Source organism: Vibrio cionasavignyae (assembly GCF_050337155.1).
Classification (GTDB): Bacteria; Pseudomonadota; Gammaproteobacteria; order Enterobacterales; family Vibrionaceae; genus Vibrio; species Vibrio nomapromontoriensis.
This window is the reverse complement of record NZ_JAKJSR010000019.1, coordinates 151,564-166,050: the sequence shown is the minus strand read 5'-3', so window position 1 is coordinate 166,050 and position 14,487 is coordinate 151,564. Positions and strand designations below refer to the sequence as shown.

The window sequence follows — 14,487 nt, the reverse complement described above, 5'->3', positions numbered from 1 at the left end:
GATAACCATGGCGAAGCCAATCAAAGTCACTCTATATCGTTGGGCAGGGAGCTGGGGCCCATTCAAAGTCAATATTCCCTGCGGTGAATGCACATTGACCAAAGACATTCTTAACGATACGTTTGCTCACGAGTTGAATGGCGTACCGGTTGAGTTAGAAGTAAAAGACTGGCTGTCTAACTGGTGGGAGCCACTTAAAGTGGGCGCTTGGCACGCTCCGATTATTATGGTCGAAGGTAAAGTCATTAGCCAAGGAGAAGCATTAAACCGCGGCGTGCTGGTGCAGTCCATTATCCAAGAGTGGACCAAGCAAGATGAACTAACTGGCTCTATTGTTTTTGGTAAAGAAACCTGCCCTTACTGTGTCAAAGCAAAGCAGCTGCTTAACGAGGCTGGAATTGACTTCCAGTATCACGATGTGGTTAAAGACAGTGCGGCACTGTATCGAATGATCCCTGAAGTCAAAGCTCATATCGGCGAGAAAACCCCCGTCACGGTCCCACAAATTTGGATGGATGGAGAGTACATCGGTGGTGCTGAACAATTAGAGCAATGGCTAGCAAAGCAGCCTATCGCTTCTAGTAGTAACAATGTCGTGAACTTTAACGAAAAATCAGCGTCTTAGCGTGCATTTCGGACAATAACTAGCCGTCATGTGCGTATAAATGCAATGGCGGTTACGTAAATAATGGTTACGTAATAATTAAAAAAGCTCGCATTCTGCGAGCTTTTTTATGTTAATTCCGACTTTTCTTATTTGCGTAGCTTTTTCATCATTCGCTTAAGAAGTGACTTTTTCTTTGGCTGAGGTTTGCCATAAAGCATCTCATCAATCATTTTTTTGGCGGCAAGCTGGCTTACGTATGCGGCGCCTAATTCATAACCCATGATTTTTCTCACTAATCTATCAGTAGTTTTCAATTCGACGCGAATTCTATACTTAATCCAAAAAAACACAAGATATAGATCACATTTCTAGTGTAACTAGAATTTATATCTTGCATTATGTAACGTCTCTGTTAACAGATTTACTCACATCTTAGACCGCTAATTTAGGGTTCCCCTTCCGCTTACCTACGCGATATCAAGTCATTTCGTCAATCAAACATTATTGTCAGAACGATTAACACTACAAAAAATTCAATCGTAACCAATTGATATATATGTATGCTGTGTGTTTTTTATGCCATTCCATTTTGGCATTTCGACCATTCCACACTTTCACCGTATTGTTACTTATACTTTCCGCCATCAAATTCTTGTAATGGACATCAGAATAATCCTGCAACTGTCATGCAGCACCATGAGTGAAGGACCCAATTTGATTCTCTTTTAATCTCTCACTTTCAACAAGGTAATGCGAATGCTCCGCTCACAATCAAAAGACTGCCTCGTTATTGATAACTTTCCATTGGTAAGAGAGGCTATTTCACGCATCGTCTCTAGCATCGAGGATATCAACTTAGTTCATCAAATTTCTGACATCCAGGTCGCTCTAGACCTAGTAAAAGCAGGAAGTATTGACTTGATCGTACTAGACGTCAATCTAGCAGAAGCCGATGGGTTTGAGTTTATGCGTCGAGCGTTTGCAGCGGGCTATCGAGGCAAAGCCATTTTTATTTCTAGTTATGGCTACCCAATCTACTCAGAAACCGCTTATAAATTAGGTGTAAATGGATACATCAGTAAATCTGAAGATCCAGCTTTGATCCGAGACGCGATTAGCGGGGTCATGCGTGGTTACAATCTATTTAAAACCGACTATAAGGTCCGCAATAGAAAAATTGTCCTTTCTCAACGTGAAACCGTGGTATTTAACTACCTAAAGAAAGGCTATACCAACAAACAAATATCAGAATTTTTGTCGTTAAGCGCTAAGACCATTAGCACTTATAAATCACGTATTTTAGATAAATACGAAGCGAACTCTATCGTTGAGTTGGTGAATTCTCATGACGTGGTGGAAAGCGAAATACGCCTTGCCAGCTAAATATCGACCTAGCTAACTATCGACCTAGCTAAGTACCAACTACGCTAGATCGTAACTCAATGGTGACGAGCCTCTCGTCACCATTGATACTGCTTACAGTACAAAAAACACATCAATACGACTCGCCCTTTTCATGTCACTGGTTCGACGAACTCATCACTTTTTTGACAATTTTATGCAGCATCATGTGGAGCGGGCTCTGCCTGTTGCTCTGTTTCATACACGCGACCAACGGCGTGTGAGGCTGTATGTTTTCAGGAAAAGGGATAAATCGAAACTCAGAACCAGCCACAAGATGTCTGGCTAATAGCGCCGAATAATTATGCTGCCTTAACACTTGGTATGTGGTGGTTAGGTTATCCAGCCTTAGACGGTAGTCTAGATGATAATTATTCTGGTCCATTAACTTAATCAGCCGCTGGTGGATGTCATTCCAACCTCTAACTTCAAAAAAAATACTCGGGTGCTCAAAGACATCTTGCCAAGTTTGAATACTGCTCTGTCGTCCTACTAATGCCCCAATTTCTATATGAAACAAGTTCGTTTGGTAAATAGATTTAGGGCAGTCCTCATTAAATATTTGTACTCCCAAGTGTATCTTACCGTTACCTAAGTCTTGGTAAGTACTCTCTCTCCACGTTCTCAATTCAATCATAGCTTTTGGGAAAGCCTCACGAACTGCTTGGTAGATCGGCTCACCAAATTGTTCCAGCGCCACATTATAGAATGCTAGTCTTATTGATTGTTCGTAATTTTCCGCATCAAAGGTTTCACCATGTTGCAAAGCTTGCTCTACCGATTTTAATCCCTGCTCAATGCCCGGAATTATTCTTTCTAAATAGTGGGTAGGCTCAAAACCTTCAACCGTTCGGACAAACAAAGGATCTTTTAATTGCTCTCTTAACTTGGACAAGTGCTTACTCACCGCACTTTCTGTCTTACCTAAGTGAGCCGCGACTGTTGTCAGATTTCGATATTGGTAGATCATAACCAAGACTTTTAATAGGTTAAAATCGTGCTCTTTATGCAACTAAATATCCTCTCATTACTTTTATTCACATATTGCTGTTACTCAGCTAAAGCCTTCAGGTTAATACTCAATCTGGTGCGTATTTTTTTTCTTTTGCTAAGTAAAGCCGCGCATCCGCGCGTTTTAACACATTTTGTAACGATTCATGCTCTCGCAGTTCACTCACCCCAAAACTGATATTAAGTGCTAAGGCTTCAACTCCAAATGGTTTAGACGCCACTTCACTAGCTAGCTGCTTCGCAAGATTATAGGCTGCCGGCCACTTACACCCAGGAAGGATGACGATAAACTCGTCGCCTCCGCTTCGAATTAGATAGTCGCTCTCTCTAAAACATTGACGCATACTCTGTGCAATATGGATAATCGCTTCATCGCCAACATGATGTCCATATGTATCATTGATGGTTTTGATCTTATCGCCATCAATCGCAATAACAGTGATACCCTTCTTTTCCATCGCGTATTTTATTGCGCTGTCTTTCAATATTGCCCGATTATATAAACCCGTTAATTCATCTTTTCGTATCGCAACTTCAGCTAATTTAAGCTTAACGCGCTTAATTTTCAGTTCTTCTAATTTGTTGATCACATACATCAATACAAGAAATAGTCCAATAAGAAGCCAGCCATAATCAATGACTATCTTACTGTAAGGTAGCCGATACGTAGCTAAAAAGTCGTCATCAGCTAAATAATTGGCAGAGTATGCATGATCAGAAAAAGGATAGCGCAAGTCTTCAATAATCACTTGTCGACCAGATGAACTCTCTAGAGACACGTAATCCTTATTAACTAAAAATGGGAATTTGTCTAAATAAACATCAACATTGACATCACCTATCATCACGCCTTCGAAATAGACCGGACTGGATATCGTGATTATCGGTTGTTCTGTGACGCTGTCTTTGTAGACGTTGGACACAACGAGTCTGTCTTTCAAATCGCTATCGCTAGCATATTTGGAACACGCTAAAGAAGACTGGCACATTTTTCGAGAGAATACCGACTCAAAGGATAACGGGTTTTGATCAAAAGAGTGAGCCGACATGATTTTCTCGCCCTCATACGAGCGATAATAATATAAGACCTCTCTCACATTAACCAACTCTGGCATACGCGTAAAGATACGATTAACCGTGATACTGACGATGCGTTCGCTTTTCGTCAGTTCTGCGTGACTATCAGAAGCGTATACCTTACCATTTTTCAGATAAGGACCTTGTAAAGTGATGCCTTGCTTAGCGGCAATTTCAGCTTCAAACAGTGCTCCGAGCAAGTATAACGTAGACTTATAGTCAGAAATTGATTTCGTCACAAGGTGAAACTTCGCGACCTCGTTATCGACAAGCTTATCAACCGCTTTATACAACACAATCGTATAAATCCCCAAAGACAACAATACCGCCTTGAGTACAATCGTTGTATGGATTTTTGTCAGTTTGTGCATAGTCATCAAATACTTAATCCAAAGGTCTCGCGAATGACCGACAACGGTCAACAGCACTTAACTAAGTATTATCTCGATTTCAGCGAAGTCAAACAACTCAAACGCAACAATTATTGTCTAAAAAGAGAAGCGTAGCAGCAAGAGAAGGGAGAAGCTCTGTAAACCGAGAGTCACCTAGCCGAGTGTGACTTTATTTTAATCATTGAATCTATGTTCTGACGTTGTTTTAAGAGGTCTACAGAGCTTAACTGTAGTTTTACACTTATTAATAAATTAATAAACTGCAGAAAATGACAGGTTGACATATTGCTGTTTTTTAGAAAACAAGCTGAGCGTTCTATCAGTTATGCTTATGGTTCACTCGCGATAACCTCTGATTGTTATACAACCAAGAGGACATCCTATGGAACCGATCATTACTATTTGTACTTATAATGAGCTGACAGATCAGCAAAAACTCGAGATGCATCAGCTGCGCTATCAGGTGTTTGTCGAGCGATTACAATGGTCTATTAACACTAAGGACCAGCTGGATATCGACGAGTATGATCGCCCTGACTCCAAATATATTATTATTGAATATGAAAACAAGGTCGCCGCATGCTGGCGCTTGCTTCATACCAACAGCGCTTACATGCTCAACAATACCTTTCCTGAATTGTTACAAGGTGAGGTTTTTGATGATGAATCGATTGTAGAGCTCACTCGATTTGCCGTTGATAGAGAAATAGCCAAACGAGCAAGCCATATTAACTTTACCGCTATGCTGTTTTACCTCGTTGTGCAGTATGCCATTGAGCAGGGCTACACCGAGTACGTCACACTGACATCGACAGGGATTGAGCGCATCATGAGATTAATTGGTATTCCAAGTTGTCGAATTGGGGATGGTAAGGTACATCTACTCGACACTACACGCAGCGTTGCACTGCGCGTCCCTGTAGATGATGCTTTACGTCACTGGTTTGCCAACACTACGATACACCAACATAGGTTCGATAGAGCCAGTTAACAGTGCCTTAGACACAGCCTGAGTGCGAGAGAAAGCATTAAGTTTTTCACTCGCATTCTGGATATGAAAGTTAACCGTCCTTTCAGAGCAACCGATAATCTGTGACACTTCCCATGAGCTTTTGCCCTCTGCAACCCACGCTAAGCATATTTGTTCTCGTAAAGTTAAATCTGATTCGACAAAGCCTGGTTGCTGTTTACACACCTCGTACCTTACATCATTGATGTAGTCAGCAATTAGGCTGCCGACGTAAGTCGCCAATAGTGTTGACTCATTGGTCAATATGGACGAGCTCTTACGATTCGAAAAGCTAAGTAACCCCAAACAACCAAAATTGGCTCTAAGTGGCACTGTAATACCATCACCGAGTCCGAAATCAGACGCTAATTTAACGACATTTTTACTCTCATGCTGTCCATTTTTGATTATGTCATTCCATAAAATGGGGGCGGTGCTATTGCGGCAATGAAGGACAACTTCGTCAAAATACATCACCTCATTATTTTCATAAAAGTCACGCCAGTTGATTGGCTGATTCGTTAACACCACGTTTTCAGCGCGCATCAACGTCACAGGGACAGAAACCGCAAACAAGAAGTGCTCAAAATCAAGGACATCTGTGACCTCAGCTAATTTTTTATTGAGTCCATCTAAGCTAAATTCATCTGCTTCCTTGAGATCTCGCTTTAATATTTGATTGATTTTATCTACTGAATACACGTGGTTAAAGTGGCTCTTGGTTAAATAATAGTACGAGTTAACCCATAAAATGATATGCGGCTAATTGAACTAAGATAACTTGCACACTATAAAAATACAATCAGAGGATGTTCAAAGCGCATGCACAAAACAATTTTTCAAGAATGCCACGCATTCTTTAATGCGTTTAGGTTGGTATCGATCACGATGATAGATTAGCGACAATGGCACAGGTTTAATCCCCCAGTTTTCAAATACGGGAACTAATTGCTTCGAATCCAATTCAGGCTGGCAGTACATCGCTGGCACTCGAATTATTCCTAGCCCTGCTTTTGCACTATTAACCAACACTCGTCCATTCTTACAACTTAAACGACCATAAATCGTTGTTTCTACTTTTTCATCACTACTATCATGAATGAATTGCCACTTTGTCACCGAACCCGTTAAACAATTATGCTGCCTCAAATCTTTTGGATGCTCGACAGGGTTCGCCTTTGCTAAATAATGAGGGCTAGCCAAGGTTAGCATCTCAATATCAATTAAGTGTCGAGCAACATAGTTAGCATCGGGTAACTCTCCCATTCGGATAGCAATATCAAACTCTTCTTCAAGTAAATCAACGCGGTGACTGGAGAAATCTAACTCAATTGACACTTCGGGATACTGCAAAGAGAATTCAGATAGATACTTCGCAACCAACTCTTCACCAATGTAACCGCCCACACAATTAATATTGATGCGCCCTTTAACTGTATCAATATCATCGATTGCAGCATGAACCGCCTGATCAATGGTATGCAGGGCACTATCGCAACTGGCCAGTAAAGCTTTCCCTGCTTGAGTCAGCTTCATTGTGCGCGTAGTACGTATCAATAAACTCACTCCCATCTCTTTCTCAAGAGATTGGATTTGCCTAGATACGTGAGATCTCGATACTTTTAGCGCTTCAGCAGCTTTAGTGAAATTACCTAAGTTTGCTACTAGCACAAACGCTCGGACATCAAGCAAATTAACAGAAGGGTGCAACATATCGACTATTCCTATAAAAGCATGGTTTGATTTTGTCGTTATTTGCCAAATTTGCAACCGAAACATCACCAGTCATACATTTACCAATGAACCTGGTCAAAAATCAACCCAATGTGACCACTGCAATAGTTTTACATGATGACATTAATACGAAATTAACACCTACTCAACACTATTGGCACAGCCCAAAAACCTGCAGTTTTCATCCGAATTAATTTATTGTTTTAGATCATCGCTTCGTTAGGTAATTGTCGTGCCACAAATCAATTTCCTGTACATTTTCTGACACATTTAGAAATAAATTGTTGCGTATTTTAACTGAATAAAAGGACAATTATGTTAGAACTACTTATTGGCTTAATAGTGACAGTAGCCGTGGGCTATTTCATTGTTAAGGGCTACAAACCCGCAGGCGTTTTATTGACAGCTGGTATTGCACTGCTCTTACTCACAGGCGTGTTGGGGCACACTATATTACCTTCAAAAATCGCTTCAACGGGCAATATGGTTACGGACTCACTAGAGTACGTGAAATATATGCTCCAGTATCGCGGGGGTGGTCTTGGTATGCAAATCATGCTGCTGTGTGGTTTTGCGTCTTACATGACTCATATTGGCGCCAATAACGTGGTGGTTAAACAGTTTTCTAAACCATTGTCGTTCATCAAGTCTCCTTATGTATTATTGGTCGCGGCGTATATTGTTGCCTGCTTGATGTCGCTAGCGGTCAGCTCTGCGACTGGCCTGGGCGTACTGCTTATGGCAACCTTATTTCCAATGATGACAGCGATGGGCATCTCTCGTCCTGCAGCGGTTGCAGTGTGTGCCTCACCTGCTGCCATTATTCTTTCCCCGACATCTGGTGATGTTGTTATTGCTGCCGAGAAATCTGGACTCGCGCTTGACGTGTTTGCGGTACAAACTGTACTTCCTGTGTCTATTTGCGCCATCATTGTCATGGCCGCCGCGGCATTCTTCTGGAATAAATACTTAGACCAAAAAGAAAATACACCAATGGAGCGTGTTGATGTCTCCGAGATGAAAGTAGACGCACCAGCGTTCTATTGCTTACTTCCGTTCTTGCCTATTATTGGTGTTTTTCTCTTCAATGGTCGCACTATTCCCGGCCTATCACTCGATATCTATACTATTGTGGTCGGTTCAATTTTCATTGGTGCTGTGATCAACTTCATCACGCAAAGGTTCAATGGTAAAAAGACGCTAGAAGACTTAGAGTCATGCTACCAAGGGATGGCCGATGCATTTAAAGGCGTGGTGATGCTGCTGGTTGCTGCTGGTGTTTTTGCACAAGGCTTAATGTCTATCGGCGCGATTGATAACCTGCTTCATCTTGCGGACTCAGCTGGCGCTGGCGGCGTGGCACTAATGCTAATCCTCACAGGCCTTACTGTGGCAGCGGCAATCGCGACAGGCTCTGGTAATGCCCCGTTTTACGCCTTTGTTGAACTGGCGCCTTCTCTGGCAGCGAAAATGGGCCTTAATCCAGCGTTCTTGATCATTCCTATGTTGCAAGCCTCTAACCTTGGCCGTACGATTTCACCGGTTTCTGGGGTTATCGTCGCTACCTCTGGAATGGGTAACATCTCACCATTTGAGGTCGTTAAGCGTACTTCTGTTCCCGTCATTGCAGGATTGATCACCGTGATTATTGGTACAATGGTACTCGTACCAATGTCGGTATAACCACCGAATAGAAAGTAGACTCATTAAAAAGGGAAGCATCATGCTTCCCTTTTCTATATCCGCTCTAATTTATTCAAATGAGTGCTTTGAATGAATTAGAATGCTTCTCCAACCGATAAATAGAAAGCATTCTCTTCTGGCCCTTTTGCGACATCGAGTCGAATGTTCATTTTTTTCTGCTCGACAGGCTGCCATCTAAAGCCAACCCCTTTCGTCACGATAGTACTTTGACTAAGAATATCTTGCTGCGCTTCTGACGTTTTACCCAGTCCCAGAAACGCAACCAAACCAAACCTTGGCATAAATGTCCAGCGACCTTCAAACTGACCTTGCATGATATTGTCATTTCGATAACGTCCATGATTAAACCCTCGCATTTGTAAGGTAGGTTTCTCATAAAACGGTACGTCGCCGCCACTCATTTGCATGGTTACTTTAGAGGCAAAAACAACATTATCAATCACACTGGTATAATTACTTGTCGCAAACTTCCCTATCGCGTAATCACCATCCCCGCCCCATTGTTTGCCATAGTCCATATAGCTCAGCTGAGCAAACCATCCTGCCGTTGGGTAATAGTTATCATCTCGTGTATCAAAGTGAAGTACCGCCCCCACTCCAGCGGAGGACACTCGTTCGGCTTCAGGCCAGAATTCATTGAGATCATCGAATGCAATCTGGGTTTGCATGTAATTATATTGGGGTCCTAAATACCACGAAGAGTGACCAAGTTGAAATAGTGCTCTAAGCATCACACCACTCATTTCCATATTGTACTTTAGAGGATCATCAGCAAAAATTGGATCGTTGCCATCACCGAAATATTTTAGGTTCAACTTGCCATGAAAAATACCACCAGTATAACGAATGGAGTCATCTTTTAGCGCACCATCGTGAAAGGCTCCAACTAACCAGCTTTTCGTCGATGTCACCATACCTACGAGTGCTGTTGTGTCATTATGCGCTTTACTGTCTGGCTCCTTGGCATGCATATATAAGCCAACTAGCTGTACCCCAGTTCCTAGCGTCGGGTTAGACATTGGGATAGGTAAGGCGATAAACCCTTCCTTTTCTTCATTCGATTGCTTCGAGTCTTCTACTTGGTCTTTTTTGTCATTAACATGTTCTTGGTATTCAGCAGACGACGCCTGAACTGACATCAAAGTGCATCCAATACTGAGCATGATTAAAGAACGCTTTCCACACATCGTGATTCAATCCTTTGCAAAAGCCATATCTACCGTACATCGTACAGCCAATTTTAAAAAACATAAACCTTTGAATATTAAACAATAGGCTACTCTTGCACTCGCATACCCTGCCCATTTCACCACACAAAAAAAAGCCAAGTCAGCAATTAAACTGACTTGGCTTCCGTACTCTACCTAATAAAGTAATGCGCTACTTATGCAGGGTTTTTCGCTTTGAATAAGATGGCATACATGACAGGAATAAACACCAACGTAAGGATCGTCGCAAAGCCTAAACCAAACATCACCGTGATAGACATGTTTACAAAGAACACATCACCTAGCAACGGAATCATACCTAAAATAGTCGTACATGCCGCTAGCATTACTGGTCTCATACGAGAGATAGAAGAGTCAATGATTGCATCATAGACCGACTTTTCTTCCGCTTGCATATCGATTTCTTCTAGCAAGACTATCGCATTCTTAATCAATAGACCTATCAAGCTAAGTGCGCCCAATAGAGCCATAAAGTCAAATGCACCATCAAGCAGTAGCAGACCGGCTGTGATACCAATGATTGCTAATGGAACAGTAATCCAAATGATCAGTGGCTGTTTTACTTTACCAAACAGTAATACCACTACAATGATCATCATAATAAACGATACAGGTATCGCGCTAAACAACGCGCCTTGTGCTTCCGCTGAATCTTCAAATTCACCACCCCAGTCCATAGAATAACCTGGTGGCAACTCAATCGCTTCAATCTGAGGCTTTAAACGCTCAAATAACGGCGCAGCAAGTTCACCTGTTGGGTTAGCCGAGGCAATAATCGTCGTCAATCGGTCACGACCACGAATCATCGCATCTTCCCAAACGGTCTCAAAAGCCACGACAACTTGCGCAATTGGAACCGTTTTTTCTAGTACAGGACTGTAGACCTGAGCATCCATCAGTTGGGCAACGTTTTCACGTTCGCTCGCATCCGTACGGAAGTAGATCGGCAATAGCCTCACTCCATCACGATAGATACCGACTTGCGAGCCTTCACTTGCCGCTCGTAATGATGCGGTAAGCTCTGTACGCGTGATGCCTAGCTGACGAGCTACTTGCTCATTGAAGATAGGCTTGATCAACTTAACAGGCTGTCTCCAGTCGTTACGGACTTCTTTCGCTTCTGGATCCGCAAGCATTATCGCTTCTGCTTGAGAGGACAAATCCCTTAATACCGCAGGATCAGGACCAGCAAATCGCGCTTCAATTTTAGAGTCTCGTCCTGGACCAATCCGTAGGCTCTTAATTTTAGGCTCGATGCTATCGATATTGTCCGTCATGAACTTATCAATGTTCGCTTGCAGTGCAGCGATCATTTCACGGTTCTCAGTTCGAACAATAACTTGACCATACGCTTTGGTTGTATCTTGAGGCGTATAAACCAAGGAGAAACGTGATGCCCCACCACCGATAAAGGTTGCAGTCCATTCAACACCCTCTTGCTCACGAATAAATTCCGCAACCTTCAAAGTGTCATCACGAGTTTGACGTATATCGCTGCCTTCCACCTCCCATACATCGACAAAGAACATCGGAGTATTTGCATTCGGGAAAAAGGCACTTTTAACAAACCCAAAGCCCCAGACAGATGCAACAAACATCGCCAGAATAATACTGATGGTCAGCGCTCGTTGCTTAAGTGCAAACTGAAGTACACTCTTATAGATTACAAAGCCCGCACCAGCGTATGGGTCTTTCTCTTCCTCACCCTCTTTGCGATCTTCTTTCTTAAGAAGTAAAGCACATAGTAGCGGCGTCGTTGAAACTGCCGTCACCCAACTCAATGACAGTGAAATCAAAATAACGTAGAAAAGTGAACGGGTAAATTCACCAGTATTACTTTGGGACATACCGATAGCTGCAAACGCTAGAATACCTACCGCAGTACCACCGAGTAGTGCCCAGCCATTGGCTCCAACAACTTCTCCGGCGGCCTTCATTGCTGGTACACCACGTTTAATACGAATCATCATGCCTTCGGCAACCACGATGGCATTATCCACCAGCATCCCGAGCGCTATGATCAAGGCTCCGAGTGAAATCCTCTGCAGTTCAATCCCGTACAGGTGCATAATTGCCAACGTACCTGCGACGGTAATCACCAGTACAGCACCGATGATCAAACCCACTCTCAGCCCCATAAAGGCCAATAGCACAACAACAACAATGATCAACGCTTCGACCGTATTGGTCACAAAGCCAGCAACGGATGCGTCAACTTCTTGTGGTTGGTTATAGATAATATCAAGGTTCATACCTAGAGGAATTTGATTCTCTAAGCTTTTGATTTTATCGTTAATTAAACCACCAACTTCTACCACATTCTTACCGCTTAGCATCGAAATACCAACAGTGAGTGACGGCTTACCATTAAAGTAAATAAGTTTCGACGGCTCTTCTTTATACTCACGAGTAACTTCTGCGATATCACCCAAACGAATGAGTTTTTTATCATCACTAGCAATCAGTAAGTCTTCAATCTCACTAACATGTTTGAAGCTTCCCGTCGGCTCGATTCGAATGAACTCAGGGCCAACACGGAATCGGCCTGAATCTGACACTAAGTTTTGAGAACTCAGTAGCTTTTCAATTGTCGCCATGTCAATGCCAAGCTTCGCCATCTTGTTGCGAGACATTTGAACATAGACAACTTCTTGCTGATCACCATCAATAGAGACTTTTCGTACCCCAGGAACCAGTACCAATTGTTTCTTAAGGTTATCTGCAACATCTTTTAGCTCACGGAAGCTATACCCTTCGCCGTTTAGTGCTAAAAAGCCACCATAAACATCGGCGAAATCATCAATGATTTGCGGCTCACCTGCGCCCGGAGGGAGCTTGTGTTTATTATCGGCGATCTTACGTCTGAGCTCATCATAGATACCCGGCATTTCTGCAGACGTGTATTCATCTTTAAACTCAATGGTAATATCGGATAGCCCTTCACGGGTAACCGAACGTTTAATACGCTTCACCTGTCCTAATAGACGTACCGCATCTTCAATATGATACGTCACCTCGTCATAGACTTCCTCTGGAGAGGCGCCTGGATAGGTTGTAATAATCTTGGCTTCTTTGATAGTAAAGGCTGGATCTTCCAGCTTACCCATTTCAAAATACGCCAAAACTCCGCCAACCGTCATTAGCAGCACTAATAGCCAACTATTGACTTTATTTTTTACTGAATACTCACCTAAATTCATAAAACATCTCTTCTCGCTGAGTCAACAGTTATTGAGCTTGATCGATTTCTGGCATCAGACTTACTTCCATTCCTTCATTTAAGAATGGAACACCGACCGTTACAATGCGCTCACCCATCTCTAAGCCCGACAATACCGTGATACGGTCACCAGACATTGTCGACACTTCAATCGACTTTGGAGAGACGGTGTTGTCGTCATTGACTACCCAAACCGTTGGGTTATGTGCGTTGTCACTTACAACGGCAGTGCTTGGAACCTGAATCGTACGTTTCGTATCATTCAAGTTTGAAAAATCAGCCGTCACATAACCCGTCATGCCAGGAAGAATATTCTGATCACTTGGCGACTCCAACGTCACCGTGACTTCAAATGTTTGTGTATCTGTGTCTGCTTTAGAGGAAACTTCCGTAATCTCTACCGGATATGGCTTCTCACGCGAGCGATCAAAATAAGCAAACACGGGGATTTCAACTGGATTGTCTGCTTGCTGATCGCGAATTTCTCTAACCAATTTTTCTGGTACGGCAAACTTAAGTTCCAGTGTGTTTAAGTTTTGAAAAGAGAACACTACCTGCTTTGCTTCGACGTTTTCAAAGTTTTGAATACTACGTTGAGCAACATAACCATCAAAAGGGGCGACGAGCTTGGTATAGCTAAGTTGCGTTTTGGCATTATCATAACCAGCTTGCGCTTTAGTTAAGTCTGCACGAATTTGTTCATAATCTTTCTTCGAAATAAAGTTATCTTTTATTAACTCTTTCGCTCGTTTGAAATCAGCTTGCAAACGCTGCAACGTCGCTCTTGCATCTCTCACTGCGAGTTTAAAGCGCGTATCATCCAGTGTAGCTAGGACAGTACCCTTTTTCACATCATCGCCTTCTTTTGCCGGAAGAGAGTCGACCTTGCCAGAAACTCTGAAAGCCATTTCTGCGCGATCAGACGCTAAAACTCGTGCAGGAAATTCGCGAACCATATTCTGATTCTCTAACCCAATAACCAACGTTTTTACTGGACGTACAACAGGAGCTTCAACTGTCTTCTCTGGTTCTGGACTGCATCCAGTCAATGCAACGCCAATTAGCGCCGTCAGAGTAAGAACACGTAAATGAGTTTTCATAAC

12 protein-coding genes are annotated in these 14,487 nt (G+C 42.7%); 4 read left to right on the top strand and 8 right to left on the bottom strand.

Annotation, left to right across the window (positions count from 1 at the left end):
* The first annotated feature begins 7 nt into the window (after positions 1–7).
* A complete protein-coding gene (locus tag L4D74_RS15850; protein ID WP_428753186.1) occupies positions 8–625 on the top strand; it encodes a glutaredoxin family protein in 618 nt (205 codons plus the stop codon).
* 128 nt (positions 626–753) lie between these two features.
* On the opposite strand, the gene L4D74_RS15845 is transcribed toward L4D74_RS15850, so the two are convergent.
* Positions 754–888 (bottom strand): hypothetical protein, encoded by a 135-nt coding sequence (locus tag L4D74_RS15845; RefSeq protein WP_428753185.1) that lies wholly within the window; start codon positions 886–888, stop codon positions 754–756.
* A 475-nt stretch (positions 889–1,363) separates the two neighbouring features.
* On the opposite strand from L4D74_RS15845, the gene L4D74_RS15840 reads away from it, so the two are divergent.
* The gene (locus tag L4D74_RS15840; RefSeq protein ID WP_428753184.1) at positions 1,364–1,990 is read left to right on the top strand and encodes a response regulator; all 627 of its coding nucleotides are present in this window, start codon (positions 1,364–1,366) and stop codon (positions 1,988–1,990) included.
* Between the two features lie 136 nt (positions 1,991–2,126).
* Here the strand turns inward: L4D74_RS15840 and L4D74_RS15835 are convergent, their stop codons facing one another.
* Both L4D74_RS15835 and L4D74_RS15830 read right to left on the bottom strand, forming a co-directional pair.
* The gene (locus tag L4D74_RS15835) at positions 2,127–3,020 is read right to left on the bottom strand and encodes a LysR family transcriptional regulator (RefSeq protein ID WP_428753182.1); all 894 of its coding nucleotides are present in this window, start codon (positions 3,018–3,020) and stop codon (positions 2,127–2,129) included.
* Positions 3,021–3,087: 67 nt separating this feature from the next.
* Positions 3,088–4,473 (bottom strand): sensor domain-containing diguanylate cyclase, encoded by a 1,386-nt coding sequence (locus L4D74_RS15830; protein ID WP_428753180.1) that lies wholly within the window; start codon positions 4,471–4,473, stop codon positions 3,088–3,090.
* 397 nt (positions 4,474–4,870) lie between these two features.
* Here L4D74_RS15830 and L4D74_RS15825 point away from each other — a divergent pair, with 397 nt between their 5' ends.
* Complete coding sequence (locus tag L4D74_RS15825) at positions 4,871–5,479, top strand: acyl-homoserine-lactone synthase (protein WP_428753178.1); 609 nt, start codon at positions 4,871–4,873, stop codon at positions 5,477–5,479.
* Here L4D74_RS15825 and L4D74_RS15820 read toward each other — a convergent pair.
* On the bottom strand, positions 5,420–6,199 hold the full coding sequence (locus L4D74_RS15820) for an autoinducer binding domain-containing protein (RefSeq protein WP_428753176.1): 780 nt from the start codon (positions 6,197–6,199) through the stop codon (positions 5,420–5,422). The two genes, L4D74_RS15825 and L4D74_RS15820, sit on opposite strands and share 60 nt — an antisense overlap.
* A gap of 111 nt (positions 6,200–6,310) precedes the next feature.
* Complete coding sequence (locus L4D74_RS15815) at positions 6,311–7,210, bottom strand: LysR family transcriptional regulator (RefSeq protein ID WP_428753174.1); 900 nt, start codon at positions 7,208–7,210, stop codon at positions 6,311–6,313.
* A gap of 336 nt (positions 7,211–7,546) precedes the next feature.
* On the opposite strand from L4D74_RS15815, the gene dcuC reads away from it, so the two are divergent.
* On the top strand, positions 7,547–8,914 hold the full coding sequence (gene dcuC / locus L4D74_RS15810) for an anaerobic C4-dicarboxylate transporter DcuC (protein WP_428753173.1): 1,368 nt from the start codon (positions 7,547–7,549) through the stop codon (positions 8,912–8,914).
* Between the two features lie 95 nt (positions 8,915–9,009).
* Here the strand turns inward: dcuC and L4D74_RS15805 are convergent, their stop codons facing one another.
* The 3 genes from L4D74_RS15805 to L4D74_RS15795 all read right to left on the bottom strand — a co-directional run bounded on the left by L4D74_RS15805 (position 9,010) and on the right by L4D74_RS15795 (position 14,484).
* Positions 9,010–10,074, bottom strand: a complete 1,065-nt coding sequence (locus L4D74_RS15805; RefSeq protein ID WP_428753171.1) for a BamA/TamA family outer membrane protein — start codon at positions 10,072–10,074, stop codon at positions 9,010–9,012.
* A gap of 245 nt (positions 10,075–10,319) precedes the next feature.
* Positions 10,320–13,364: an efflux RND transporter permease subunit gene (locus L4D74_RS15800; protein ID WP_428753169.1), complete on the bottom strand. Its 3,045-nt coding sequence runs from the start codon at positions 13,362–13,364 to the stop codon at positions 10,320–10,322.
* Between the two features lie 28 nt (positions 13,365–13,392).
* The gene (locus tag L4D74_RS15795; protein WP_428753168.1) at positions 13,393–14,484 is read right to left on the bottom strand and encodes an efflux RND transporter periplasmic adaptor subunit; all 1,092 of its coding nucleotides are present in this window, start codon (positions 14,482–14,484) and stop codon (positions 13,393–13,395) included.
* Positions 14,485–14,487 lie beyond the last annotated feature (3 nt).

Excerpts from the sequence above, each read along its gene's own strand:
- L4D74_RS15840 (WP_428753184.1), top strand. The coding sequence starts at position 1,364 with ATGCTCCGCTCACAATCAAAAGACTGCCTCGTTATTGATAACTTTCCA.
- L4D74_RS15850 (WP_428753186.1), top strand. The coding sequence starts at position 8 with ATGGCGAAGCCAATCAAAGTCACTCTATATCGTTGGGCAGGGAGCTGG.
- L4D74_RS15830 (WP_428753180.1), bottom strand. The coding sequence starts at position 4,473 with ATGACTATGCACAAACTGACAAAAATCCATACAACGATTGTACTCAAG.
- L4D74_RS15795 (WP_428753168.1), bottom strand. The coding sequence starts at position 14,484 with ATGAAAACTCATTTACGTGTTCTTACTCTGACGGCGCTAATTGGCGTT.
- L4D74_RS15825 (WP_428753178.1), top strand. The coding sequence starts at position 4,871 with ATGGAACCGATCATTACTATTTGTACTTATAATGAGCTGACAGATCAG.
- L4D74_RS15800 (WP_428753169.1), bottom strand. The coding sequence starts at position 13,364 with ATGAATTTAGGTGAGTATTCAGTAAAAAATAAAGTCAATAGTTGGCTA.
- dcuC (WP_428753173.1), top strand. The coding sequence starts at position 7,547 with ATGTTAGAACTACTTATTGGCTTAATAGTGACAGTAGCCGTGGGCTAT.
- L4D74_RS15815 (WP_428753174.1), bottom strand. The coding sequence starts at position 7,210 with ATGTTGCACCCTTCTGTTAATTTGCTTGATGTCCGAGCGTTTGTGCTA.
- L4D74_RS15845 (WP_428753185.1), bottom strand. The coding sequence starts at position 888 with ATGGGTTATGAATTAGGCGCCGCATACGTAAGCCAGCTTGCCGCCAAA.
- L4D74_RS15805 (WP_428753171.1), bottom strand. The coding sequence starts at position 10,074 with ATGTCAGTTCAGGCGTCGTCTGCTGAATACCAAGAACATGTTAATGAC.